Raw genomic sequence first — 25,389 nt, 5'->3', positions numbered from 1 at the left:
TGATCACGGCGATCCGAGGAGCGCCGGGAAGTCTGGTCGGCACCGTGCTGGTCCGTGCCCCTGGAAGGTCTCGCCGTGCTGCTGCTCTGCTTCGCCGCCGTCCTGCTCGCCGCAGTGCTGGTTTCCGCGTTGGCCCACCGGACGATCCTGTCCACCGCGGCGCTGTTCCTGGTCGCCGGGTTCCTGCTCGGTGAGAACACCGGCGGGGTGCTGCACCTACGGGCCGACTCGCCGATCGTGGCGCAACTGGCCGAGCTGGCGTTGTTCGCGGTGCTGTTCACCGACGGGATGCGGGTCGGCTGGGCCGATCTGCGCGCGGCCTGGCGGCTGCCGGGCCGCGCGCTGGGCTGGGGCCTGCCACTGACCCTGCTGGTGACGGCGGTGCTGGCGCACTACGTGGCCGGGCTGGACTGGCCGGAGGCGTTGCTGATCGGCGCGATCCTGGCCCCCACCGACCCGGTGTTCGCCGCCGCGCTGGTCGGCAACGACAAGGTACCGTCCCGGCTGCGGCACCTGCTCAACGTCGAGTCCGGTGTCAACGACGGCCTGGCGCTGCCGTTCGTGGTGGTGCTGCTCGCGGTCGCGGCCGGCTCGGACGACCTGCACCTGGGGGAGTTGGGCACCGAGTTGGCGGTGGGGTTGCTGATCGGGGTGCTGGTGCCGTTGGCGGCGATCGCGTTGGAGCGGACCCGGTGGTTCGCCGCTTCGGCGGCGTACGCGCCGCTCAACGGGGTCGCCATCGGTCTGCTCGTGCTGGCGCTGGGCAAGGTCACCCACGGCAACCTGTTCCTGGCCGCTTTCGCCGCCGGCATCACGGTGGCCACGTTCGGGCCCCGGGAACGGGCCGCGTTCGAGCACTTCGGGGAGAACGTCGCCGAGTTGCTGAAGCTGGCCGCGCTGCTGGTGTTCGGCGCGTTGATCTCGGTGGAGTTCCTCGGCGAGATCTCGTGGGCCGGCTGGCTCTTCGCGGTGCTGGCGATCGTGGTGGCCCGCCCGCTCGCGTTGTGGATCTCCTTCCTGCGCTCGGGGCTGAGCCTGCGCGAGCAGGCCGCCGCGATGTGGTTCGGGCCCAAGGGGTTCGCCTCGGTCGTCTACGGACTGCTGGTCCTGGAGTCCGGTATCGCCGCCGGTGACGAGGTGTTCCACCTGGTCGCGCTGACCATCGTCATCTCGATCCTGGCGCACTCCTCCACCGACGTGGTGGTGGCGCGCGCCTTCGACGAGGCCCGGGAGGCACCGGCGTGGCACGGGGTGGTGCACCGGTGGCGGCGGGCCGCCCGCCCCGCGCCCGTCTCCCGGCCGGGACCGGGAGACGGGCCCGACCGGACCGGCGACACCGACGACGCTCAGGCCAGCACGAAGTAACGCAGCCACAGGTACGGCACGGCCAGCCCCACCGTGACCAGGGTCACGATCAGCCCGTACCGGGTGAACTGCCAGAAGGTGATCCGCTGCCCGGCGCGTTCGGCCAGTCCCAGCACCACGACGTTGGCGGAGGCGCCGACGGCGGTGGCGTTGCCACCCAGGTCGGCACCGAGGGCCAACGCCCACCAGAGCACCCGGGACTGGGCGGTGTCGCCGTTGGCGTTGACCATGTCGGCGACGACCGGGCTCATGGTGGCGACGTAGGGGATGTTGTCGACGATCGCCGACAACGCGGCCGATCCCCACAGCAGCACCATCGTGGCGGGCAGCAGCCGGTCGGCGGTGGCGTCGATCGCGGCCCGGGAGATCTGCTCGACCACCCCGGTGTTGACCAGCGCGCCGACCATGATGAACAGGCCGGCGAAGAAGACCAGGGTGGGCCACTCCACGTCCCGGCTGACCTCCCCGGCGTCGAGGCGGGACAACGCGAGCAGCAGCAGCCCGCCGAGCAGGGCGACCACCGCCGGTTCGAGGTGCAGGGTGGTGTGCAGGACGAATGCGGCGGTCACCGCGCCGAGTACCGCCAGCCCGAGGATGAGCAGGCGAGGGTCCCGGATCGCGTCCTTCTCCCGCAGCGAGGCGATCTGCGCGGCACGGGTCGGGTCGTAGCGGAAAGCCCGCCGGAACAGCACCCGGCACAGGCCCAGGAAGACCACCAGCAGCAGCACCACCAGTGGGGCGAGGTGGATCAGGAAGTCGTTGTAGCTCAGCCCGCCCCGGCTGCCGATGATGATGTTCGGCGGGTCGCCGACCAGGGTGGAGGTGCCGCCGATGTTCGATGCCATCGCCTCGGCGATGAGGAACGGCACCGCCGGCACGTCCAGGCGTTCACACACCAGGAAGGTCACCGGGGCGATGAGCAGCACGGTGGTGACGTTGTCCAGGGCCGCCGAGGCGACGGCGGTGATCAGCACCAGGATCACCATCACCCGAAACGGTCGCCCCTGGGCGCGCTTGGCCGCCCACACGGCGACGTACTCGAAAGCACCGGTGCGTTTGAGCACCGCGACGATGAGCATCATGCCGATGAGCAGGAAGATGACGTTCCAGTCGATGCCGGACCGCTCGGAGAAGAAGGCGTGTTCGGTGTCGGTTGCCCCGATCAGGAACATCACCGCCGCGCCGCCGAGGGCGGCGGCCACCCGGTGGATCTTCTCGGTGGCGATCAGCATGTACGCGACGGTGAAGACGGCCACCGCCGTCCAGGCCAGGCCGCTCACGCCGTACCCAGCATCCGGTCGAGCAGGGCGTCCAGGGTGATGCCGCCCGTCACCGCCGCGCCCCGGGCCGCGACCGCGACCAGTGGGCTGCGTTTCTGGGCCATCACCGCAGCGACCTCCAGGACGGTGGCCTGCGGTTCGACCACGGGCGGTCCGGGCTGCTCATGGGGCAGCAGCTCAGCCACGGAACGACCCTCCGCCCCACGCAGGAAGACATCCGCCGACGGCTCGTCGATCATCCGGGCCAGCGTCGGATCCTCCCGGCAGTAGCCAGGGATGACCAGACGCAGCACCTGGGTGCCGGGCAGCACCGCGACGGGACGACCGGCGGCGTCGACGACGATCAGCCCGGGTAGGTTGTGCCCGGCGAGCAGCCGGGCAGCCTCCAGCACCGGGGCGTCGAGGGTGATCGTGGGAAACGGCACCGCCAGGTCCTTGGCGCGCACGGCGACTCCTCGAAGGTGTTTCGGGCATGGGCTACCGCACGCCGACCAGTCTTCCCGGCACACCTGCCGTCACCCTAGTACGAGATCCGTCGGTGGACAGGAGTCGGCATGTCGCCCGAGAAGCCGAAGCCCGGTCTTCTCCCGGGCACCGCCCGTCGCCGTGCCGGCCCGCTGTCGCACGCCCCGGCGGGAGAGGGCACGGTCGCCGACCGGGATGGCGCTCAGACCGGGTAGACGCGCGTCGCGGCGGTCTGGACGCTCGCCCAGACCTGCTGCCCGGGTAGGAGCCGCAGCCCGGCGGCGACGACCGGGGTGACGTCGGCGACGGTGCTGACCGGCCCGGTGAGCTGCACCCGCAGGTGGTCCCCGTGCCGGTGCACCCCGGCGACGGTGGCCGGCCAGGTGTGCGGGGCGTCGCCCTCGGGCCGCTCCGGGTGCAGGGTGACGGCGGTGGGCGGGAAGACCACGAAGGCGTCGCCGTCGAGCCGGTCGGTGGTCGGCACGGCGCACCCGTCGGCGAGGTGGACGAGCCGGCCCTCGGCCCGGCCCCGGTGCAGGTTGAGCCCGACCAGCCGGGCCACGTAGTCGGTGCGCGGCCGGGTGGTGACCGTGCCGGCGTCGCCCTCCTGGACCACCCGGCCGTCCTCGACGATGACCAGCCGGTCGGCCAGTGCCAGCGCGTCCAGTGGATCGTGGGTGACCAGCACGGCCGCCCCGGCGTGGTCGGTGAGGTGGCGGTGCAGTTCGGCCCGGGTGTCCAGCCGGGTGCGCGCGTCGAGCGCGGCCAGTGGCTCGTCGAGCAGCAGCAGGGTCGGTTGCACGGCGAGCGCCCGGGCCAGGGCGACCCGCTGGGCCTGCCCACCGGAGAGCTGCCGGGGTCGGCGTCCGGCGTGCGCGGCCAGGCCGACCCGGTCCAGCCAGTCGGTGGCCCGCTCCCGGGCGGCCCGCCGGGGCAGCCCCTGCCGGCGGGGACCGAAGGCGACGTTGTCCCGGGCGGTCAGGTGCGGGAAGAGCAGGTAGTCCTGGAACACCACGCCGACCGGTCGATGCTCGGGCCGCACGAACCGCCGCGCGTCCGGGCGGTCCAGTTCCACCCCGTCCAGGCGCAGCCACCCGGCGCTGAGCGGGTGCAACCCGGCGAGGGTACGCAGCGCGGTGGTCTTGCCGGCGCCGTTCGGGCCGAGCAGCGCGACCACCTCACCGGCGGCGACGCGCAGCCGGACGTCCAGCCGGAAGTCGGCCCGGTCGACGACCAGGTGCCCGTCCAGCAGCGGGCCGGTCACGGGCCGGTGATCCACCGGTCGCGCAGCCCGGCGAGGATCAGCACCGAGACGGTCAGCAGCACCAGGCTGAGCACGACGGCGGCCTCCACGTCGGTCTCCAGGGCCAGGTAGACCGCGAGCGGCATGGTCTGGGTGCGGCCCGGATAGTTGCCGGCGAAGGTGATGGTCGCGCCGAACTCGCCGAGCGCGCGGGCCCAGCACAGCACCGCCCCGGCGGCGACGCCGGGGGCGACCAACGGCAGGGTGACCCGGGTGAAGGTGGTCCATCGGCCCGCGCCGAGGGTGGCGGCGGCCTCCTCGTAGCGGTGGTCGGCGCCGCGCAGCGCCCCCTCCACCGCGATGATCAGGAACGGCATCGCCACGAACGCCTCGGCGAGCACCACACCGGTGGTGGTGAACGGCAGGGTGACGCCGAAGGTGGTGTCGAGCCAGCCGCCGACCGGTCCACGCCGGCCGAAGACCAGCAGGAGGGCCACCCCGCCGACCACCGGCGGCAGCACCAGCGGCACGGTGACCAGCGCCCGGACCCACCGCCGCCCGGGGAACTCGACCCGGGCCAACAACCAGGCCAGGGGTACGCCCAGCGCGAGGCAGAGCAGCGTGGCGAGGGTGGCGCACTGGACGGACAACCGCAGCGCGGTGAGCACGCCGGGCGCGGTGAGGCGCGGTCCCAGCGACGTCCACGGGGTGCGCAGCAGCAGGCCGCCCAGCGGCAGCACCAGGAACAGCAACCCGAGCGCAGCTGGTACGAGCAGCGCGACCGGCACCCGTTGACCGGTGCCGCGTCGGCGGGCGGGGGCGGTCACGGGCCCGACGGGGGCTGGAACCCGGCGTCGGTGAGGACCGTCCGGCCGGCCGCGGAACGGACCAGCGCGACGAAGGCGCGGGCGGCCGTCGGGTTCGGCGCGTCGGCCAGCACCACGATCGGGTAGTCGTTGACGGCCCGCGTGGCCTCGGGGAAATCGATACCGTCGATCTCCCGGTCGGCCGCGCGGGCGTCGGTGCGGTAGACCAGGGCGGCGTCGACCTCGCCGAGCTTCACCTTGGCCAGCGCGCCCTTGACGTCCTGTTCGAGGGTGACCGGGGTGACCCGGACGCCGGCCCGGTCCAGGGCGGTGGTCGCCGCCGCCCCGCATGGCACCTGGGTGGCGCAGAGGGCGACCTTCAGCCCGGGCCGGGTGAGGTCGGCCAGCCCGGCGAGCCGCTGCGGGTTGCCCTCGGGTACGGCGATGACCAGCTGGTTACGGGCGAAGACGGTGGGGGTGCCGGCGGCGTGGCCGGCGTCGGTGACGGTGGCCATGTTCCTCGGGGCGGCGGAGGCGAAGACGTCGGCGGGCGCACCCTGGGTGATCTGGGTGGCCAGCGCGGAGCTGCCGGCGAAGTTGAAGGTGACCGTGCTGCCCGGGTGGTCCGCCTCGAACCGTCGGCCGAGGGCGGTGAACGACTCGGTCAGCGACGCGGCGGCGAAGACGGTCACCGTGCCGGTCGGGCCGCCGTCGTCAGCCGGACCGGTGCGGTCCACGCCACATCCGGCCAGGGCGAGGGTGGCCGTGGCGAGCAGGCCGACGACGGCGCGGACCCGCCGGCCGACCGCGCCGCCGCCGAGCCGGTGCAAGCAAACGGCCGGGCCGGTCCCGGCAGTGCCGTCGGCGGGACCGGCGTTGGCAGGGCCGGCGGTGGCGGTGCCGTCGGTGGCGTGGCGGGGGCCGGGCCGGCGGCGGGGTGGGTCACGGCTGGATCCTTCCCCTGGCCGGACCGGTGGGCGCGGGTCGCTCCACCACGACGGTGGTCGACTTGATCACCGCGACGGCCACCGAGCCGACCTGGAGTCCCAGCTCGTCGACCGCCTCGCGGCTCATCAGCGAGACGATCCGGAACGGCCCGGCCTGGATGTCGACCTGGGCCATCACGGTGTCCCGGACGACGGCGGTGACGATCCCGCGCAGCCGGTTGCGGGCCGAGGAGAACTCGGCCCCCTCGTCCGGGCCGGCGGACTGGGTGCGGACGAAGGCGGCCAGCTCCACGCCGTCGACGAGCCGGTGCCCGTGGGCGTCCCGGTGGGCGGGGAGCCGGCCGGCGTCGACCCAGCGCCGCACGGTGTCGGCGCTGACGCCGAGCAGCTCGGCGGCCTCACTGATCCGAAACACGCTCACCCGGTCACCCTAGCCACTCGCAGTTACCGGCGGAAGGCGGTCGTATCACTAGTAGAAGCCAAGTGCGATGCCGTCCTATCGTCGCATGTGCGGCCGGCTGTGGCAGGCGGCCGTGACGGCGGCGGCCAGCTCGACCTCGGTGGGCTCCGCCCCGGAGGCCGGAGAGCGGTTCGCCGTGCCGGGCCGGGCGGGGTCGGGCGAACGAGGCGATCGGAGATCAGCGAGCCGGATCGTGGGCCGCCGCAGGTGTCGCCGCGACCGGGCAGACACGTCGCGGACTGCCGGGTGGGGGCCGACACGCCGACGGCCGGCCGTCGCGGGTGCGACGACCGGCCGCTGCCGGCAGTGTGGGGTCAGCTCAGGGTAAGCGCGGTGTCGTCCACCACGAAGGACGTCTGGAGGCTGCTGTCCTCCACCCCGCTGAACGAGATGGTGACGGTGCTGCCGGCCGACGCCGACACGTCGAAGCTGCGCTGCACGTAGCCGCTGGCGGCGTTGACGTTGGAGTACGTCGCCAGGGTGGTGCTGCCGGCCTTGACGGTCAGCTTGTCGTACGCCGTGCTGCCCGACTCGGCCGTGTCGATGTGCAGCCAGAAGGACAGGGTGGCCCGGCAACCGGCCGGGATGCTCACCGACTGGGTGACGGTGTCGGTGTGGGTCGAGCCGTACCCGTTGAGCCACGCCTTGTACGAGCCACCGTGCGCGGCCTGGCTGGCCGACGAGGTGATCACGCCCGAGGTGGCGGTCCAGCCGGTGCCGCCGGACTCGAAGCCGGGGTTGGTCAGTTTCTGGCCCGAGCAGCCGCCCGAGGTCGGGGTCGGCGTCGGGGTGGAGGTCGCCGTCGGGGTGGGCGTCGGGGTGCCGCCGGTGCAGGTCGGGTCGGCGGACTGGGCGGGCACGCTCACCGCGTCCCAGGCGGCCTTGACCGTGTTGAACTCGGTGCAGCTGCCCGGGTAGAGGGTCTTGGCGGCCTGCAACGTCCAGGTGCGGTACTTCAGGTACGACGAGGTGGTCGTCTTGAGCAGCATCGCGTTGTACATGATCTTGATGGCCTTCTGGATGCCCAGACCGGTCACCGTGCTGCTGTTGCAGGTCGGGCTGGTCGGCTGCCCGTTGGTCGGGTTGCTGCCCATGGCCAGCAGGTAGAACCAGTGGTTGCCGGGGCCGGCCGCCGCGTGCACCTCCTGGCTCGGGATGCTGCTGGAGTAGCAGTTGGCGTCGCCGAGCGCGGACGGGTTGTACATGTTGCGGATCGGCCCGCTGCCGACCAGGTTGATCTTCTCGCCGACGAGGAAGTCCGGCGCGTCGTAGCTGGCCGGCTCGTTGGCGAACCACTCGGTGGCCGCGCCGAAGGTGTCGGCGACGAACTCCTGGGTGTTGCCCCGGGAGATGCCGCCGGGGGTGGTGTCGTCGATGCCGTGGCCGATCTCGTGGGCCACCACGTCGAGCGAGCCGATCCACTGCCCGGCGGTGTTCTTGCCGATCTGCACCTGGCTGCCGTCGTAGTAGGCGTTCCGGTCGTTGAGGCCGACCCGGATGGGCCACGCGCCGCCGCTGCCGTTCGCGCCGTTGCGCCCCAGCCACTGCGACAGCATCTTGTGCTCGGTCTGCGCCGAGAACAGCGCGTCGACGCAGCCGGTCTCCTTGCTGGTGCCGGTGCCGTTGCCCCAGACGTCGTCCGGGCCGGAGAAGGTGGTGTTGTTCGCGGCGTCCTGGCAGCTCAGGTTGGTGGTGCCCGGGTCCTTCAGCGAGTAGGTGCTGCCGGACTGGGTGGTGGTCAGGGTGACCGGGCCGTTCCACGCCCCGGTGCCGGTGCCCCGGACGACGTGTTCCTGGGTGCCCAGCACCGCGCCGGTGACGGCGTCCACGTCGACGGTCAGCCGGCTGGGGCCGTCCGTGCCGGTGCCGGTGACGGTGGTCTCCCAGGCCAGCGCGGGCCGGGCGCCGAGGGTGTGCACGACCAGCGTGGTGCCCTCGACACCGGTGACCTTGCGCAGTTGGGCGCGGGCGATCCGCTCGGCCGCCGTGGTGGTGAGCTTCGGTGTGGTCGACAGGTCGCCGATGCTCTGCTGCTGGGCGACGGAGGCGTAGGTGACCTCCCCGGTGGCGGTGGTCGCCAGGACGAAGTCGCCGCCGACCACGGGCAGGCCCCGGTAGGTGCGTTCGTACGGCACGTACTGCATGCCCTCGGAGGAGATGACCGGCCGCTGCACGAACGCGTCGTCGGCGCTGGCGTGCAGGTAACCGGGGCGGCTGGCGACCAGCGAGCCGGCTGCGCCGACGGCGGCGGCGCGGGCCTGGGCGGGGTCGGGGCGGGGTGGGAGGGCGCGGCCTGTACCGCTGCGGTGGTGCCCGCGGCGATCAGGCCGGCCGCGACCGCGCCGGAGAGCGCGACGAGGCGGGGTGAGAGCTTCAAGGGGGGTGCTCCTGTTCTCGGGCGGCGCTGCGAGACCCGGTGGGGTCGCGCGCCGATGCTGCGCTGAGGCGTGGTTGCGTCGGGCGGTCTCCGGGCTGCCGGCGGCCCGGTGGGGGTGACTGTCCGTCGCAGGTCGCCGGGGGTTGGCGACCACTGGAGGCACGATCACACGGGTAGGCACCCATATCAATGGGTTGACCGGGGCAACCATCGGACACTGTCGTCGGTACGACTGTTGCCGCTCGATGAACGACCGTCATGCACCCCGCCCTGAACAGGTCGTCCTCTCCGGATCCTGTCCGGTCGGCCGCCCCAGTTGATCGTTTTCGCCGGAACGCGCGGCCGATGCGCATACACCCGGTCGACCAGCAGTACGACAACGTCGTCATGTCCGTCGTGCTCGGCCCAGCGGGCACGAGTCGGATGCGCGGGTCACCTACCATTCGGGGCGTGCCGGACATCGACGGAACTCTCGCCGCCGCCGAGGTGTGGCGGGGACAGGGCATCTGGTCGCAGGCCGCCCAACGGGCCAAGCGACGGATCACCAGGGGACGACGGCTGGTCGCCGCGTTCACCGTCACCGCCGCCGTCGCCGGCACCGCGGCGGCCCGACTGGCCGAGCCCGCGCCCACCGCCGGGCGGGTGCTGGCACTCGTCGCCGCCACGTCGCTGCTGCTGGTGCCGGTGGCCGGCCGCGCGGCCTCCCGGGACGCGGTGGCGGCCTGGACCCGGTTCCGCGCGACCTCCGAGGCGATGAAGGCGGAACTGCACCGCTACCTCGCCCGCGTCGCCCCGTACGCCGACGCCGATGCCGACGCCGTCCTGCTGCGCCGCCACGACCTGCTCCTGGCCGACGGCGGCGACCTGGTCGGGCACACCCTCGACGTCGCGGCCAGGCGGCGTCCGCTACCGCCCGTCTCCGACGTGCCGAGCTACCTCGTCGAACGGGTGCAGCGGCAGGTCGAGGGCTACTACCTGCCGGCCGCCCGGCGGGCCGGCCGGTCCGCCGCGCGCATCGGCCGGGCCGCGACCGGGCTGACCGTGCTGGCCGCACTGCTCTCCGCCGCCGCCGGGGTGCTGGGTGACGGGTGGGGCCTGACCGCCTGGGTGGGGGTGGCCGCGGTGGTCACCACGGCGCTGGTCGGCTACGGGGCGGCCCAGCGTTTCGAGCAGCAGCACCTGGAGTACGCCCGGACGGCCGACCAGTTGACCCGGTTGCGGACGACCCGCGCGGCCGGCCTGGGCTGGACCGACGACGACGCGCTCGTGGCCGAGGCCGAGCGGATCATCGCCCAGTCCAACGCCGCCTGGATGGCCAAGATGATCGAGGAAGATGGCGCTGCGCAGCAGTGACATGACGCGCTGTGGCGGATAGCATCATCGATATCTGTGATTGGCCGTCGACGTGGACGGACCTCCGTCCACTCCCGACACGAAATGGGGCCCCACGTGGACCGCACCCAACGCCTGCCCGATCCGTTCCCGGCGCCGATGAGCGACGTGCGGCGTACGCCACTCGGCCAGATCCCGGTCGACCGGGCCGTCGCCGTGGCCCGCATCGACGACCGCCGGGCGGCCCACCCGACCCGGGTCGACGTCGCCTCCTTCGGCTCGACGGTCTGACCTGGTCGACCCGCCCGTGCCTCCGGTCGCCCCGCTCAGCCAGTACGTCCTCAAGCTGACCAGCCGATGCGACCTGTCCTGTGACCACTGCTACGTCTACGAACACCCCGACCAGTCGTGGCGTCGTCAGCCCCGGTTGATGACGCCCGACACGGTCGAGGCCACCGCGCGGCGGATCGCCGAACACGCCGCCGACCACCGGCTCGGCACCGTCCGGGTGGTCCTGCACGGCGGAGAGCCGCTACTCGCCGGCGCGGCCCGGCTCGCCGCCACCGCCGACACCCTGCGCCGGACCATCACCCCGGTGGCCCGGCTCGACCTGCGGATGCAGTCCAACGGGGTGCTGCTCACCCCCGAGATCGCCGACGTCCTCGTCGCCCACGAGATCCGGGTCGGCGTCTCCCTGGACGGCGACCGTTCGGCCAACGACCGGCACCGCCGCTACGCCACCGGTGCGAGCAGTTACGACCAGGTGCGCCGGGGGCTGGCCCTGCTGCGCCGCCCCGACTACCGCAGCGCCTACGCCGGCCTGCTGTGCACCGTCGACCTGGCCAACGATCCGCTCCGGGTCTACCAGGCGCTGCTCGCCGAGCAACCACCCCGGATCGACTTCCTGCTGCCGCACGCCAACTGGGACCGGCCGCCCACCCGCCCCGACGGCGCGGCCACCCCCTACGCGGACTGGCTGCTGACGATCCACCGGCGTTGGCTGGCCGACGGGCGACCGGTGCCGATCCGGTTGCTGGAGTCCCTGCTGGCCACCGCCGCCGGGGGCAGCACCAGCACCGAGGCCGTCGGGCTCGCCCCGGCCGATCTGGTGGTGGTGGAGACCGACGGCACCTTCGAACAGGTCGACTCGCTCAAGTCCGCCTTCCACGGCGCGGCCGCCACCGGCCTGGACGTGTTCCGCCACCCGGTCGACGAGGCGGCCGCCCATCCCGGCATCGCGGTGCGGCAGACCGGCCTGGCCGGCCTCTGCGCCACCTGCCGGTCCTGCCCGTTGGTACGCCGGTGCGGCGGTGGCCTCTTCGCCCACCGGTACCGCTCCGGCAGCGGCTTCGACAACCCGTCCGTCTACTGTGCCGACCTGGCCGCGCTGGTCCGCGCGACCACGACGCCCGCCGGCCCGGTGCCGGACCGGTCGGCCGACGCGCTGCCGTCCGCCGTCCTGGACGACCTCGGCTCCGGGCGGGGCGGTGTGGAGTCGATGGGTCAGCTCGCCGCCGTGCACCACGGCATCGCCCGCGCCCTGACGGTCGCGCTCAGCCCCGCCGCCACCGCCGACCCGGTCGCGGCAGCCGGGTGGCGGCTCCTGGTGGACCTGGACGTGGCCGCGCCCGAGGCCGTCCAGACCGTCCTGACCCACCCCTTCGTGCGGCGGTGGGCCCAGCGGTGCCGGGCCGGGGAGACCGGTGAGCTGCCCCACCTCGCCGCCGTCGCCGCCGCAGCAGCGGTCCGTGCCGGCGTCGACACCGACCTCGTGCTGCCGGTACGGGCCGGCGCGGTGCACCTGCCGACGCTCGGCACGCTCGTCGTGGACACCCCCGTCGACACTATCGCTGTCGCCATCTGCGCCGGATCGGTCGAGCTGCGGGCCGGCCGGCGTCGGATCCGGGTCCGTCCACTGCGGGGGCCGAACCCGGACCGGTGGCAGCCGACCCGGACGGCGTACACCGGCGACGGGACCATCCTCCTGGAGGACACCGACCCGTACCGGGACTGCTTCGACCTGCCGGTGGCGGCCCGGCTCACCCCGGCGGTCGCCGACCGGTGGACGACGCAGGTCCGGCAGGCGGTGCACCGCCTCGACGCCGAGGCCGTCGGCTACGCCACCGGCGTCCGTGCCCTGCTGCGCGCCGTGGTGCCGCTGCGACCCGACCCGTCCGGCCGGTCCCGCAGCGCCGCCGCCCGGTCCGCGTTCGGCGCGGTCGCCGTCACCCCGACGGTCGACGCCGCCGCACTGGCGGTGCTGCTCGTCCACGAGGTGCAGCACCTCAAGCTCGACGCGATCCTCGACGTCTGCGACCTGTTCGACCCCGCCGACGCCCGGCGGCTGCGGGTGCCCTGGCGCGACGACCCGCGCCCGGTGGAGGGCGCGTTGCACGGCGTCTACGCCCACCTCGCCGTCGCCGACGTGTGGCGGCACCGCCCCGGGGCCGAGGCGGTGGCGCACCACCGGCGCTACCGGGAATGGACCGACGGCACGGTCGACGCGCTGCTCGACCTGGGCAGCCTCACCGCCGACGGCCAGCGCTTCGTCCAGCGGATGCGTGCCACCCTGGACGACTGGCGGTGACCCCCGCCGGAGCGGCCGGCGGGGATCGTCGTGGTGCGCAGCGTCGCGACCCGGTGCGCCGGCCACGGACCGGCCCGGGTGCCGGCCGACCCCGGCCCGGATGCCCGTCGCCGACGCCGCCGGACCCCGACCGGCAGGAACGGGACAGCGCGGAGTTGGCGGCGATCGATACTGTGGTCGGTCGGGAGTGGCGGCGCCGGGCGGGAGCGGTAGGTGGCGGAGGAACAGTTCCGGGAGGACGAGAGCGCCCCCGTGTTCTTCCTCAGCTACGCCCGTACCGGCAACCGGGTGGCGGCACCCCCACGGGACACCAACCAGAAGGTCTTCCAGCTCTTCGTCGACCTCTCCGACCACGTCGTCGAGCTGCTCGGCCTGGGCCCCGGACGAACGGCGGGTTTCATGGACCGGATGCTCGACGGGGGACAGCTGTGGACCGACGACCTGGCCTTCGCCGCCGGGCACTGCCAGGTGTTCATCCCGCTGATCTCACCGCAGTACCTGCGCAGCGCGTGGTGCGCCCGGGAGTGGAACGCCTTCACCCGGCGGCGGGTCGTACCCCGCCCGGACGCCGAACCGTCGGCGGGGGAGACCCCGGTCATCCCCGTCAACTGGTCGGTGGTGGAACGTCGGCGGATGCCCCCACCCGTGTCGCAGCGGCAGATGTTCACCCCCACCCGGTTACCCTCGGACATCGCCCCGCAATATCACGAGGAGGGCATCTACGGACTGCTCAGCCTCGGCAGCAACGGCAAGGACGCCTACGACGCGGTGGTCTGGCGACTGGCCCAGCGGGTCGCCCGCGCGTACCGCACGCACTGGGTCGAGGCGGCGGTGCCGACCGATCTGCGGCAGCTGCCCGACCAGTTCGAGGAGGACGGGCATGACCTGGCCTGACCCCTCCTCCCCGGCGGGCGTCGTCGGGCAGGAGACCTACTTCTTCCTCAGCTATGCGCACTCCGTCCCGCTGTCCGACGCCGCCCGGCCGGACACCGACTACTGGGTCAGCCAGTTCTTCCACCAACTCGCCGACGCGGTGCGGGAACGCGCCACCCGGCTCGGCCCGCTCGACGCGGGATTCTTCGACGGCCAGGTCAGCCCCGGCGTCGACCTGAGGCGGACGCTGACCAACGCGTTGAGCCTCGCCCACGTCTTCGTGCCCCTCTACTCACCGAACTACTTCCGCAACGCCTGGGCGCTCGGTGAACGCGACTCCTTCCGCAGCCGGCTGGTCCGGCTGGCGGCCGGCCGGGCCGAGCGGCACGTGCTGCCGGTGCTCTGGATGCCGCTGCCGTCCTGGGGGGACCGTCCCGAGACCGTCCAGGCGTTGGACCTGGTGGGTGACCCCGGCGACCGCGCCGACTACGCCGACAACGGGCTGCGGGCTTTGTGCAAGCTGAGCGCCTACCGCACCCAGTACCGCACCCTGCTCGGTGCGTTGGCCGACCGGATCGTCACGGTGACCGAGAACGAGCCGCTGGCCCCGTCCCGGGCGACGACGCTGACCAGCAGCCCGGTCCCCGACGGGCCGGGCGCCGCGCTCGTGGTCACCACCCTCACCGCCGACCGGGCGCGCTGGCGGCCCTACGGCGACCAGCACCAACTGGCCGTCGCCGACTACGTGGCCGCGACCGCGGAACGGCTGGGCCTGCCCACCCGGGTCGTCGAGCTGGCCGAGGCCCGGGACCGGGCCGCCAGCAGCCCGGCGGTAGTGCTGGTCGACGCCGGCGTCGGGGTGGCCGCCGCCCGGTCCGCACTCGACGGGTTGCCGCGGTGGGCGGTCCCGCTCGTCATCGCCGCCGACCACGCGCGTGGCGAGCCGACGCCCGAGGCGATCGCCGGTAGTTTGCAGGACGCCCGGTTCCCCTGGGTGCTGCCGGTGCGCACCATCGACGAGTTTGAGCGCTGCGCCCCGCTGCTGGTCACCGAGGCGCGTAAACAGTTCCTCCGGCACGGTCCGGTCGATCCGCCGCAGGGCCCGCACGACCCGAAGCCGACCCTGGGGGCGACCGGACCGTTCGACGTACGGCGAGGGAAGGCATGACGATGACTCCACCCCACGACGGCCAGGTCGTCACCTTCTACTCGTACAAGGGCGGCACCGGGCGCACGATGGCGTTGGCGAACACCGCCTGGATCCTCGCCGCGAACGGCCACCGGGTGCTCGTCGCCGACTGGGACCTGGAATCCCCCGGCCTGCACCGGTTCTTCGCACCGTTCCTCGACCCGGAGCAGGTCGCCTCCACCGGCGGGGTGATGGACCTGATCCTGGAGTACGAGTGGGAGAACGCCCGCCGCCGGCAGGAGGGCGTCGACACCCGCCCCGGCGACTGGCACCGGCAGTACGCCCGGGTCCACAAGTACGCCTTCTCGGTGGGCTGGGAGTTCCCCGGCGGCGGCACCCTGGACCTGCTGCTCGCCGGCCGGCACAACCCCGACTACGCGACCAGCGTCACCGGACTCAACTGGGAGAACTTCTACAACCGGCTCGGCGGGGCGCAGTTCTTCGACGCGCTGCGCGCGGACATGAAGCGGCACTACGACTACGCCCTGATCGACAGCCGCACCGGCATCAGCGACGTCGCCGAGATCTGCACCATCCACCTGCCGGACCTGCTGGTCGACTGCTTCACCCTCAGCGACCAGGGCATCGACGGCGCCGCCACGGTCGCCGCCCGGGTCCGCAGCTACGAGGGGCGACGGGCCCGCCGGGTGCTGCCGGTGCCGATGCGCGTCGACGAGGGGGAGAAGACCAAGACCGACGCCGGCCGGGCGCTGGCCATGCAGCGGTTCGTCGGGTTGCCCAGCGGCATGACCGACCTGGAACGGCAGGACTACTGGCTCTCCGTCGAGGTGCCCTACCGGGCCTACTACGCGTACGAGGAGACCCTGGCGACCTTCGGCGACGTGCCGGGCAGCCGGGGCCTGCTGTCGGCGTACGAGGCGTTGACCCGGCACATCACCGGTGGTGCGGTCACCGGGCTGCCCCGGATGGACGACGGGCTGCGCCGGCAGACGATCCAGCGTTTCGAACGCAAACCGGTGATCGTCGACGAGTTGATCGTGCTGCGGTACGTGCCGGAGGACCAGGCGTGGGCGGAGTGGGTGCAGTCCACGTTGCACGCGGTCGACCTGCGGGTGTTGGCCACCCCGCTGGGTGTCCCGGCGTCGGTGCCGGCCGGCACGCCCTCGCGTGAGCTGCACCTGGTCTCCCGGTCCTACCTCGCCGCCCGCCGGGCGTTCGGCGGGGCCGCCCGGCAGGCGGGTTCTCCCGTGCTCGCGTTGCATCTGGACGACACCACCCCGTCGGTGGACACCCCGCCGGGAAGCTGGGCCACCGTGCACGAGCGCGGCGTCTCGGCCGCCGCCGAGCAGGTGTGGGAACTGGTCGGGCGGTCCGTCGACGGGCGGAACCGGCCGGTGCCGGCGACCCGCTACCCGGCCGTCGAGCCGATGGTCTTCTACGCCCCGGCGCGCAACGTCCGCTTCACCGGCCGGGAGGGCCTGCTGCTGGCCCTGCGGGAGGAGCTGAAGACGGCGGCGCGCGAACGCGTCCCGGTGGCGCTGCGCGGTGGCGCGGGCATCGGCAAGACGCAGGTCGCCACCGAGTACGCCTACCGCTTCCACGGCGCGTACGACGTCGTGTGGTGGGTGGACGCGGACCCGGCGCAGTTCATCGACGTCCGCTTCGCCGACCTGGGGCGGCGGCTCAACCTGCCGGACCTGCAGCACGTGCCGGACAACACCCGGGCGGTCCGGGACTGGCTCAGCCACGGCGGCGGCCGGGGTGCCGACGAGCCGCCGCTGCGCTGGCTGGTCGTCTTCGACAACGTCGACCAGTACGACCACGTCAAGGACTTCCTCCCCCAGGGCGAGGGGCACGTGCTGGTGACCACCCGTAACCCGGACTGGGGCGACCTGGCGCGGGCGGTCGACGTGGAAGCCTTCCAACGGGGCGAGAGCGTCAACCACCTGATCGGTCGTACCGGCCGTCGCGGCATGACGGCCGCCGAGGCGCAGCAGGTCGCCGAGGCGGTGGAGGACGTCCCGATCCTGGTGGCGCTGGCCGGGGCATGGCTCGCGGAGAGCCCCGACTCGGTCGCCACCTACCTGGCGGGCCTGGCGCGTACCGGCCCGGACAGCGACGTGTGGGGCCGGTCGTTGGAGGGCCTGCGGGAGCAGTCCCCGGGCGCCTACCGGCTGCTGCAACTCGGTTCGGTGCTGGCCCCCGACATCGCCCTCGACCTGCTCTTCAGCGACCAGGTGGCGAAGGTCATCGCCCCGCACGACCCGTCGGTCGCCGCGCAGGTCACCGACCGGGTCTCGGAACGCGACATCGCCGCGGCGCTGGTCCAACGGATCAACCGGCTCGCCCTGATCAAGGTGGACCTGCACGCCCAGCGGGTGCAGATCCACCGACTGCTCCAGGCGGCGCTGCGGGCCCGGATGTCCGAGCGGGAACTGGCCGAGGTCAAACACGACGTGCACCGCATCCTCGCCGGTTCCCGCCCCTCGGGTGAGGTGGACGACCCGGTCTTCCAGGTCCGGTACCGGCACCTGTGGCCGCACCTGGACGGCTCGGACGCGGTCTCCTGTCACGACGACACCGTCCGGCAGTTGGTCATCGACCGGGTCCGGTACATCTTCCTCAACGGCGGTTTCGCGCAGGGCGCGCAGTACGCCCGGGAGGTGGACACGACCTGGACGACGATGCTCGATGGGCTCTCCCCGGATACCGGCGCGCACCGGGCGCTGCGCGTGCAACTGCTCAACCTGCGCTTCAACCGGGCCAACCTGCTGCGCAGCCTCGGCCGCTTCGAGCAGGCCCTGGCGCTCGACGAGGACACCCTGCACCAGCAGGAGGAGCTGATCGGCCAGAGCCACCCCTACACCCTGATGACCGCCGGGGGGTACGCGGCGGACCTTCGGGCCCTCGGCCGTTACCGGCCGGCCCTGGAGCGCGACCTGCGTACCCACGGGGCCTGCGTGGAGGTGTTCGGCGAGGACCACCGGCGGACCCTCAACGCGGCCAACAACCTGGCCGCCTCCCACCGGTTGGCCGGCGACTTCACCCGGGCCCTGGACCTCGACGAGGCCACCTACCGTCGGCTGCGGGTGGTGCTCGGCCCCGACCACCCACGCACCCTGCTCTCAGCTGGCAACTACGCGCGCGACCTGCGGGAGACCGGCGACTACCAGGGTTCGGTGACCCTGCTGCAGGACGTGATCGAGGGCTACCGGCGGCTGTTCGGCGACCAGTTCCGGGAGCTGCTGATCAGCCAGGCCAACCTCGCCACGTCGCTGCGCAGCACCGGCCGGATCGCCGAAGCCGGCCGGCTGCTCGACGACGCCTACACGCGGCTGCGGGCCACCCTGGGGGCGACCAACCCGGACACCCTGCTCAGCCGGTTGAGCCGGACGGCCAACCTGATGCTCGAGGGGGACGGGGCGCAGGCCCGCGCGGAGCTGGAGGAGGTGCAGCAGACGCTCGCTGAGGTGTTCGGGGCGCGGCACCCCTACACGCTGGTGTGTGAACTGAACCGGGGGGTGGCGCTGTGGGACATCGGTGAGCAGGACGAGGCGTACGCGCTCACCGTGTCCGCGGCGGACGGGCTACGGGAGGTGCTGGGGCCCGAGCATCCGTTCAGCATGGGCGCGGACAACAACCTCGCCGTCTTCGCCATCCTCACCGGCCAGGACGAGGAGGGCTTCGCCCGGTTGCAGGCGGTGGTGGACCGGTTGACGGCGGCGTTGGGCGTCGACCACCCGGACACCCTGCGCAGCCTGGGCAACCTGGAGACGGCCCGACAGGCGGCTACCGGAGGGACGGTCAGCATCGGACGGATGCGACTGGCCGACCGGCTCGCCGACCGGATCGGGCAGGAACACCCGAGTGTGGTGGTGCTGCGCGCCGGACGGTACGTGCGTCGGGTCCTCGACCCGCACCCCTACTGACCGGGTCGGGCCCCGATGAGCACGTCGGTGCCCGTCGGGGCCTGCCCGTCGACGAGCCAGCGCAGCATGCGCGGGAGCTGCTGCATGGCGTCGAAGTGGGCCGCGCCGGGCTGCACCTCGATCTCGGCCCCGGGGATCCGGGCGGCCAGCCACCGGCCGTGGCTGGCCGGCGCGAAGGTGTCCTCCTCGCCGTGCCACAGGCGTACCGGGGTGACCGTGGTGTCGATCGCGTCGAGGTCGAACTTCCAGTCGCGGCGCAGCGCCAGCACGTCGTCGATCCAGCCGTACGGGCCGGCCCGCAACGCCTCCTGGTAGGTGTCGAAGATGATCCCGCGCAGTGCCGCGTCGTTGATCGCCCGGCGGTCCGGTGGCCCCATCTGGGTCATCAGCTCCCGCAGCAGGAACCGGGGGTCCTCGGCGGCCCGGGCGGCGCGCTGGCGGATCTCCTCGACCACGATCTCGGTGTCGTGCCGACCGTCACCGAAGCCGCGCTGGTTGTCGCGGTTCATGCCGTCGAACCAGTCCAGCCCGATGGCCTCCGACGGCGCGAAACTGACCAGCACCGCCACCCGGCTCACCCGGCCGCGTAGGCGCTCGTCGGCGGCACAGGCCAGCGCGTGCGGCCCGCCCCCGGAGCGGCCGGCCACCGCGAACCGGCCGAGCCGGAGCTGGTCGGCGATGGCTTCCACGTCCCGCGCGGCGTCGGCCACGTCCCGACCCTCGAACCGGTCGGAGTCGCCGTATCCGGGGCGGTCGTAGGCGATCAACCGGATCCCCATCCGATAGAGCACGATGCCCCGGGGCTTCGGCCCCCGCCGGCTGCCGGGTGTGCCGTGCATCAGGAAGACGGGGAACCCGTCGGGAGCACCGGACTCCTCGTACGCCACCCGCTTGTTGTCCGCACGGTGGGCGTATCGCGGCCCAGGCTCACCTTCTCGGGTCACTGCAGCCTGCCTTCCAGTGCCACTACCAGCCGTTACTCGCGATTTGCATCGAGCAGCTACGATGGTTTCCGTCGGCTCCGCTCAGCCTTCGAGCCTAACGGTCGAGCCCGCCGCACCGCTATGCCGAGCCCGACAACAGGCCGGATCTGTCGGAAGCGACACCTGTCGGCCAGGACGGGCCGGCCTTGCGGGCGGCCTCCGCCCGCCCGCGCCGCCGGGCGCCCCGGCGGCGGTGCTCAGCAGGCCAACGGTCGGATATCCGTCGGCGCGTCGACCAGCGCGGCACGCGGGTCGGCGTAACGCCAGTCGACCCGGTACTGCGCGCGCAGTCGGGGCCGGGACACCACCCACCGGTACGCGACCCGCCCCTGCCCCTCCCGGCGGTCCGGGTGCACCTCGACGGTCGACTCCGAGGTGAACGAGGTCTCGGAGCCCCAGACCGTCGGGCCGGTCTCGACCGGAAAGTCGAGCCGGATCACCAGGTTGCGGGTGGGTAGCCGGATGTCACGCTGCAACCAGTCACCGAACTTCCACGCCGGCACCCGGTAGGCGTAGTCGACGACGGTGCGCTGCCCGGGGTAGAGCGGCATCGGGGTGCCCCCACCGTCCAGCAACAACACGATCTTGAGAAAGGCGTCCCGGCTGCGACTCACCCGCCACCGCATCGGTTCGGCCTGCTCGGTGCCGATGGTCGCCCGGAAAGCCACCTCGTCGATGGTGAGCGGGTGGTGGCTGTGGAAAAGAGCGGACCGGGCCGGATCCTCGGGGAACCGGTCGATGTCGATCTGCACGGTGTGCCGGGTGATCGGCTCGGTGCCCACGCTGTGCAGCACCCGGCGGAACCGGCACTCGTACACCCCGTCCACCAGGGAGAGCATGGCCTGCTCGTCCTCGATCACCAGGTGCGAGCCGGCCGGCGGCGGCACTGCGGTCGGGCCGAGTGCCGAGCGGCGTCCCCCCGACCCCCGGGCGTCGGCGAAGGCGACGTACTGCTGCCAGATCCGGTTGCCGCTGTCCAGCACCAGCTCGACCCGACGGGCGAACTCCTCGGTGGGCTGGTGCCGCCCGTTCTCGATGTGACTGACGTACGACGGGTCGAAGCCGGTGCGCTCGGCCAGCTCCTTCTTGGACAATCCCCGCTGGCGTCGCCAGTGGGCCAGTTCCCGCACGAATTCCGCCGCCGCATCGTCCTGTGTGGAACCGCCCATGCCCCCGTCCTCGGTGTCGGGCCTCAAGTCTGTCCCACCGACGGCATCCGCGCCAGGGGTGCCCGCCGACCGACTCCGCCGCCGCCGGTCCCCCCGGCAGCGGGCAGGATGACCACCATGGATCCCGCCGTACGCCGCTACCTCGCCGACCTGGTCACCAGTGCGCGGGACGTGCTCGGACCGGAGCTGGTCGGTGCCTACGCGGCCGGTTCGGTGGCGCTGGGCGCCTACCGGCCCGGCCGCAGCGACGTCGACGTGGCGCTGGTCTGCCGGGGCCCCCTGCCCCGACGGACCAGCCAGGCCCTGGTGGACCGGCTGCGGCACGAGACGCTGCCCTGCCCGGCGCGCGGCCTGGAACTGGTGACCTACTCGCGGGAGGTGGCCGCCTCGGGCGCCCCGGAGCCCGGTTTCGAGGTGGAACTCAACACCGGGGCGCGGATGTCGTCGCGGGTCACCTTCACGCCGGCCGACCGGCCCGCCGCCGACGGCCACTTCTGGTACGGCCTGGACCGCAGCATCCTGCACCAGCGGGGGTTGCCGTTGGCCGGGCCGCCAGCCGGTGAGGTCTTCGCCGAGCTGGCTCCGGGTGACCTGCGACAGTTGCTGGTGGCGGCGCTGCGGTGGTGGCTGGCCCGGCCCGCCCCGCCCGGCGACGGCCCCACCCCCGGCGTCGAGGACGCGGTCCTGGCCGCCTGCCGCGCCCTGGTCCGGATCCGTGACGGCGCCTGGCTGTCGAAGGCCGCCGCCGGCCACCGGGTGATCGCCCTCGGCCGCGAACCGGAGCTGCTACGCCGCTGTGTCCGCGCCCGCGACGGCGGCCCACCGCCGACCGCCGCCGAAGCCCGCGCCTTCCAGCAGCAGATCCTGGCCGATATCACCGCCGGCTGACCGGTCACCGCGGCACCGGTCGCGGCCCGACGCTCGACGTCGGGCCGCCACCGCCGTGGTCACCGCCGCAGCAGGGCGAAGACCCCCCACCCCAGGTACTCCCGCCGGTACCGCACGTGCCGGACCGGGTCCTCGGTCAACTCCTGCCGGAACCCCTCGGCGAGGTCGTCGTCCGGATGGGCGTCCAGCCAGCGGCGCAGGGTGAGCCAGTGCGCCGCGGCGTACCGGTCCCAGCTGTCCTGGTCGGCGAGGACCATCTCGACCACGTCCCACCCGTGCGCCTGGACCCGGCGAATCAACCCGGGCAGGTCGTCGAAGTCGTCCCGGGCGGTGGCGTGACACGCGGCGACGGTCTCCTGGTCCGGCGGTTCCCGCCGCCAGTACGGCTCCCCGACCAGCAGCATCCCACCGGGCCGCAGCGCCCTGGCCAGGATGTCGATGGTGCCGACGACGCCCCCACCGATCCAGGTGGCACCGACGCAGGCGGCCACGTCCACCTTCTCGGGATGGACGTACCCGGCGGCGTCGTCGTGCACGAAACGGACCCGGTCGGCCACGGCGAGTTCGACCGCACGGCGCCGGGCGGCGGCCGTGAACACGGTGCTGAGGTCGACACCGGTGCCCCGGACCCCGTGTGTACGGGACCAGGTGCACAGCAGTTCACCCTTGCCGCTGCACAGGTCGAGCAGGGTGTCGTCGGGGCGGAGCCGGATCGCCCGGCCCAGGGCGGCGAGCTTGTCGTCGTCGAACGGGTTGAGGATGCGAAGGTCGCCTTCGCGGATGACGAAACTACGATCGAGGTCCATGTCGGTGACTCCAGGGGTGCGGCAACGGGCGCGGGGAGCGGACGGTCGGCACGCGGAGCACGGGCACGGAAAACACCTCGATCGGGGGACGTGGTGACGGGCCGTCAGGCTACGTCCCGACCGGCCCGGAGCCCAGTGATTTCGCCCCGGGCGGCCCGCCACCGGGCAGTTCCAGGGCCATGGCTGCCTGCGGGACACCACCGGAGCCCAGCGATGTCATCCCGGGTCGCCCGCCACCTCTCAGACGTTGGTCGGCACCCGGTCGGCCGGCGGCTCGCTGACCGCTGCGTCGGCAGCTGGCTCCGCAGCCGGCCGGGCCGCCACCGTCGGATACTCGGCGGTCTCACCGCCCCCGGCGGCAGCCGCCATCACGGCGGCGGCAGCCAGGTCGGCGACCCGCTTGGCCTCCCGCTGCACCCGGGCCCGCACGTCCTTGGCGTGCCGCTCCACACTCTCGGCGGCCTGCCGGGCCTCGTCCAACCGTCGGTTCTCCGTGGTCAGGTCGCGTCGGACCTCCTCCAACAGCTGTCGGGTACGCACCAACTCCCGCTCGACGGTGTCGCCCTCCTGCTGGATCTCAGCCAATTGCGCACGGGCCGTGTCCAGCTCACCCTGTACCTCGGTGAGGGCCTTCTGCCGCTCGGCGATCTCCCGCTGCACCGTGGTCAGTTGCTCCTGGTGGCTGCTGGCCTGCTCGTCGGCCCGCTGCCGGACCTCCGTGGCGTACTGCTGCGCCTCGGCGATCAGCGCGGCGATCTGCTGCTCGGCGGCGCTGTGCTGGTTGGTCAGCTCCCGCTCCGCCGCCGCCCGCTGCTCGCCCAGTTCCTGCTCGACGGCGGCGCGTCGCTCGCCGACCTCCCGCTCCACGGTGGCCTGCCACTGCGCCAGCTCCTGCTGGCTCTGGGTCCGGGCCGCCTGGATCTCCTGCTGGATCTGGGTCCGGGCGGCCTTGGTCAACGCCTCGGCGGCGGCCCGGGTCTGGGTGATCTGCTTGGCGGTCTGTTCGCTGATCCGCTTCGCCTCCTGCTGGGCCCGCTCGTGGGCGGCTTCCCCTTCGGCCCGCAGCTTCTCGGCCCGCTCCCGGACCTCGGCCAGCTCGGCGTCAGCCGTCGACCGGCGCTGCTCGTACGCCTTGTCCTGCTCCTCGCGCCGGGCGGTCAACTCCTCCTCCAGGTCCCGCAGCGCCTGCGCGGTCCGGTCCCGGGCGTCGACCAGCGTCTTCTCCGCCTCGCCCTGGAGCTGGTTCGCCCGCTGGGTGGCCGAGTCGGTGATCACCGCAGCCTGCTTCTCGGCCAGGGCGAGGATCTGGTCCACCATCGGGCCGAGATCACGGAAGGACGCCCGGTCCACCTGGGCCGGCCGTTGGCGCAACTCGGTCAGCTCCGCCTGCAACCGTTGGATGTGCGTGGTCAGCCCCTGGATCTGGCCGGCGGCCCGGGCCCGGTCGGCGGTCAGCGTCGACAGTGCCCCGTCCATCTGCTCGACGTAGCGGTCCACCTGCCGCTTGTCGTAGCCCCGCAACGCGAGCTCGAAGCTCGGCCGTGACGTCCCGTCGTCACGCGACGCGTACGACTCCTCCCCGGTGGACATAGAGCCAACCTCCGTACTCCTCGGCGATCCAGGTCCGCGTGGGCGACTCCGCGGGCCACGACGGGGCGAAACACTACCGGCGACCGGTGCCGCGGGTGACCGGGCCCCGAGCGCGGTCCACGCACCGATCCGGGCGGGGACGGCCGCTCGTCCGCACGGTCGCGTTCCGGTCGGGTCCACCGGTGTCCGGGGGTTGCCCTGGCCGGTGCGTCCACCGTGCGCACCGGGTTTTGTCCATTCGGCCCACCTGGCCTCGTCCCCGTGGACTTTCCGCAGCTCAGCGCGGGTCACCAGTGGAGTCCCGCCGGCCGTCCCGGGTGGTGTCGGGGCACCCGGCCGCAGGTGACCGGGGGTGTGGCCGGGAACGCACCGGCTGGATTTGACGGTCAACTCGGCGAGCGCGTAACTTTCTCTCTGTCAGCGCGGAACGGACGCACCGGGGTGAAAGCCCCGAAGGCCGGAGCGCGACCACTGATCTCAGGAATGCCTCCCGATCGACCGTGGGTCGATTTGGTGGGCAGAGAGCAGTCGAGTAGGGTGAACAACCGGCAGGGCACCGGGCGAGCGTGCGGGAGACCGCAGCGGCCGGCTTGTCGACAATCGCGGGGTTTCCGGTGTGAGCCGGGGTTTCGTGGTGTGTGGAATTGTGGTTGATGTGGTGTTGATCGTGACAGAGCGGTTTGACACGGCGGATACCACCGGGTAACGTAGTAAAAGTGCCTGGCGCGGAAGCGCTGGACACGGTGAACGAGATACCCCAGGTCGGGGGTCCTGTTGGTCGGGGCTTTCGGGTGGTGTGTGGTTGTTCTTTGAGAACTCAACAGGGTGCTTGATAAGCCAGTGCCAATTATGATTTATACCCCGTGCTGGGCAGACTTTCGGGTTTGTTTGGTGGGGATTCCTTTGGCAACATTTGTTTGTTGTCAGGATGCTGTTCAACAGGTTTTTGTTGGAGAGTTTGATCCTGGCTCAGGACGAACGCTGGCGGCGTGCTTAACACATGCAAGTCGAGCGGAAAGGCCCTTCGGGGTACTCGAGCGGCGAACGGGTGAGTAACACGTGAGCAACCTGCCCTAGGCTTTGGGATAACCCTCGGAAACGGGGGCTAATACCGAATATTACCTCTTGTCGCATGGTGG

General features: G+C 72.7%; 19 protein-coding genes and 1 rRNA gene (1 of these 20 only partly in view). 9 read left to right on the top strand and 11 right to left on the bottom strand.

The genetic code is table 11. The features are described 5' to 3' along the window. Positions 1-75: 75 nt before the first annotated feature. Positions 76-1,365, top strand: coding sequence for a cation:proton antiporter (locus J7462_RS05085; protein ID WP_374197562.1), 1,290 nt, complete (start codon positions 76-78; stop codon positions 1,363-1,365). On the opposite strand, the gene J7462_RS05080 is transcribed toward J7462_RS05085, so the two are convergent. The 7 genes from J7462_RS05080 to J7462_RS05050 form a co-directional block, all read right to left on the bottom strand. After that, entirely contained in the window at positions 1,347-2,645 is a 1,299-nt protein-coding gene (locus J7462_RS05080; RefSeq protein WP_219462232.1) for an SLC13 family permease, read from the bottom strand. The genes J7462_RS05085 and J7462_RS05080 overlap by 19 nt on opposite strands. Beyond that, positions 2,642-3,091 carry a CBS domain-containing protein gene (locus J7462_RS05075; RefSeq protein ID WP_219462230.1) on the bottom strand — a complete coding sequence of 150 codons (450 nt, stop codon included), beginning with the start codon at positions 3,089-3,091 and terminating at the stop codon, positions 2,642-2,644. Before J7462_RS05075 ends, J7462_RS05080 begins: the two co-directional genes overlap by 4 nt. Before the next feature lie 221 nt (positions 3,092-3,312). Next, positions 3,313-4,374 (bottom strand): ABC transporter ATP-binding protein, encoded by a 1,062-nt coding sequence (locus J7462_RS05070; RefSeq protein ID WP_219462228.1) that lies wholly within the window; start codon positions 4,372-4,374, stop codon positions 3,313-3,315. Beyond that, positions 4,371-5,180 (bottom strand): molybdate ABC transporter permease subunit, encoded by an 810-nt coding sequence (gene modB, locus J7462_RS05065; protein ID WP_219462226.1) that lies wholly within the window; start codon positions 5,178-5,180, stop codon positions 4,371-4,373. The genes J7462_RS05070 and modB overlap by 4 nt, the downstream gene beginning before the upstream one ends. After that, a complete protein-coding gene (gene modA / locus J7462_RS05060; protein WP_255598174.1) occupies positions 5,177-5,935 on the bottom strand; it encodes a molybdate ABC transporter substrate-binding protein in 759 nt (252 codons plus the stop codon). The genes modB and modA overlap by 4 nt, the downstream gene beginning before the upstream one ends. 166 nt (positions 5,936-6,101) lie before the next feature. Continuing rightward, on the bottom strand, positions 6,102-6,527 hold the full coding sequence (locus J7462_RS05055; protein WP_219462217.1) for a helix-turn-helix domain-containing protein: 426 nt from the start codon (positions 6,525-6,527) through the stop codon (positions 6,102-6,104). 353 nt (positions 6,528-6,880) lie between these two features. Further along, positions 6,881-8,740, bottom strand: coding sequence for a M4 family metallopeptidase (locus J7462_RS05050; protein WP_308290753.1), 1,860 nt, complete (start codon positions 8,738-8,740; stop codon positions 6,881-6,883). A 653-nt stretch (positions 8,741-9,393) separates the two neighbouring features. Here J7462_RS05050 and J7462_RS05045 point away from each other — a divergent pair. The 6 genes from J7462_RS05045 (at position 9,394) to fxsT (ending at position 18,814) form a co-directional block, all read left to right on the top strand. After that, positions 9,394-10,296 (top strand): DUF4231 domain-containing protein, encoded by a 903-nt coding sequence (locus J7462_RS05045; RefSeq protein WP_308290752.1) that lies wholly within the window; start codon positions 9,394-9,396, stop codon positions 10,294-10,296. Between the two features lie 96 nt (positions 10,297-10,392). Continuing rightward, on the top strand, positions 10,393-10,566 hold the full coding sequence (locus tag J7462_RS05040) for a hypothetical protein (RefSeq protein WP_219462215.1): 174 nt from the start codon (positions 10,393-10,395) through the stop codon (positions 10,564-10,566). A gap of 16 nt (positions 10,567-10,582) precedes the next feature. Further along, positions 10,583-12,862, top strand: coding sequence for an FxsB family cyclophane-forming radical SAM/SPASM peptide maturase (locus J7462_RS05035; RefSeq protein WP_219462213.1), 2,280 nt, complete (start codon positions 10,583-10,585; stop codon positions 12,860-12,862). Between the two features lie 213 nt (positions 12,863-13,075). Continuing rightward, a complete protein-coding gene (locus tag J7462_RS05030; RefSeq protein ID WP_208570628.1) occupies positions 13,076-13,756 on the top strand; it encodes a TIR-like protein FxsC in 681 nt (226 codons plus the stop codon). Then, positions 13,743-14,903 carry a TIR-like protein FxsC gene (locus J7462_RS05025; protein ID WP_219462212.1) on the top strand — a complete coding sequence of 387 codons (1,161 nt, stop codon included), beginning with the start codon at positions 13,743-13,745 and terminating at the stop codon, positions 14,901-14,903. The genes J7462_RS05030 and J7462_RS05025 overlap by 14 nt, the downstream gene beginning before the upstream one ends. 2 nt (positions 14,904-14,905) lie before the next feature. After that, complete coding sequence (fxsT, locus tag J7462_RS05020; protein WP_219462210.1) at positions 14,906-18,814, top strand: FxSxx-COOH system tetratricopeptide repeat protein; 3,909 nt, start codon at positions 14,906-14,908, stop codon at positions 18,812-18,814. On the opposite strand, the gene J7462_RS05015 is transcribed toward fxsT, so the two are convergent. Both J7462_RS05015 and J7462_RS05010 read right to left on the bottom strand, forming a co-directional pair. Beyond that, positions 18,808-19,758: an alpha/beta fold hydrolase gene (locus tag J7462_RS05015; protein ID WP_219462208.1), complete on the bottom strand. Its 951-nt coding sequence runs from the start codon at positions 19,756-19,758 to the stop codon at positions 18,808-18,810. The two genes, fxsT and J7462_RS05015, sit on opposite strands and share 7 nt — an antisense overlap. 236 nt (positions 19,759-19,994) lie before the next feature. Continuing rightward, entirely contained in the window at positions 19,995-20,966 is a 972-nt protein-coding gene (locus J7462_RS05010) for a helix-turn-helix transcriptional regulator (RefSeq protein ID WP_219462206.1), read from the bottom strand. Positions 20,967-21,083: 117 nt separating this feature from the next. Between J7462_RS05010 and J7462_RS05005 the strand changes: the two genes are divergently transcribed. Further along, a complete protein-coding gene (locus J7462_RS05005) occupies positions 21,084-21,854 on the top strand; it encodes a nucleotidyltransferase domain-containing protein (RefSeq protein ID WP_219462204.1) in 771 nt (256 codons plus the stop codon). Between the two features lie 59 nt (positions 21,855-21,913). On the opposite strand, the gene J7462_RS05000 is transcribed toward J7462_RS05005, so the two are convergent. Then, positions 21,914-22,660 (bottom strand): cyclopropane-fatty-acyl-phospholipid synthase family protein, encoded by a 747-nt coding sequence (locus J7462_RS05000; protein ID WP_219462201.1) that lies wholly within the window; start codon positions 22,658-22,660, stop codon positions 21,914-21,916. Between the two features lie 240 nt (positions 22,661-22,900). Next, positions 22,901-24,250, bottom strand: a complete 1,350-nt coding sequence (locus tag J7462_RS04995; RefSeq protein ID WP_219462199.1) for a DivIVA domain-containing protein — start codon at positions 24,248-24,250, stop codon at positions 22,901-22,903. Positions 24,251-25,196: 946 nt separating this feature from the next. Between J7462_RS04995 and J7462_RS04990 the strand changes: the two genes are divergently transcribed. Beyond that, positions 25,197-25,389, top strand: a 16S ribosomal RNA gene (locus J7462_RS04990); it runs 1,322 nt beyond the window's last position.

The organism is Micromonospora sp. RL09-050-HVF-A (genome assembly GCF_019374995.1).
GTDB lineage: Bacteria > Actinomycetota > Actinomycetes > Mycobacteriales > Micromonosporaceae > Micromonospora > Micromonospora antibiotica.
The sequence above is the reverse complement of the archived record's forward strand: the minus strand, read 5'-3'. Positions and strand labels throughout refer to the sequence as shown.

Bases quoted from the DNA above. Each gene is read 5' to 3' on its own strand.
- J7462_RS05005 (WP_219462204.1), top strand. From the start codon at position 21,084: ATGGATCCCGCCGTACGCCGCTACCTCGCCGACCTGGTCACCAGTGCG.
- J7462_RS05000 (WP_219462201.1), bottom strand. From the start codon at position 22,660: ATGGACCTCGATCGTAGTTTCGTCATCCGCGAAGGCGACCTTCGCATC.
- J7462_RS05010 (WP_219462206.1), bottom strand. From the start codon at position 20,966: ATGGGCGGTTCCACACAGGACGATGCGGCGGCGGAATTCGTGCGGGAA.
- J7462_RS05025 (WP_219462212.1), top strand. From the start codon at position 13,743: ATGACCTGGCCTGACCCCTCCTCCCCGGCGGGCGTCGTCGGGCAGGAG.
- fxsT (WP_219462210.1), top strand. From the start codon at position 14,906: ATGACTCCACCCCACGACGGCCAGGTCGTCACCTTCTACTCGTACAAG.
- J7462_RS04995 (WP_219462199.1), bottom strand. From the start codon at position 24,250: ATGTCCACCGGGGAGGAGTCGTACGCGTCGCGTGACGACGGGACGTCA.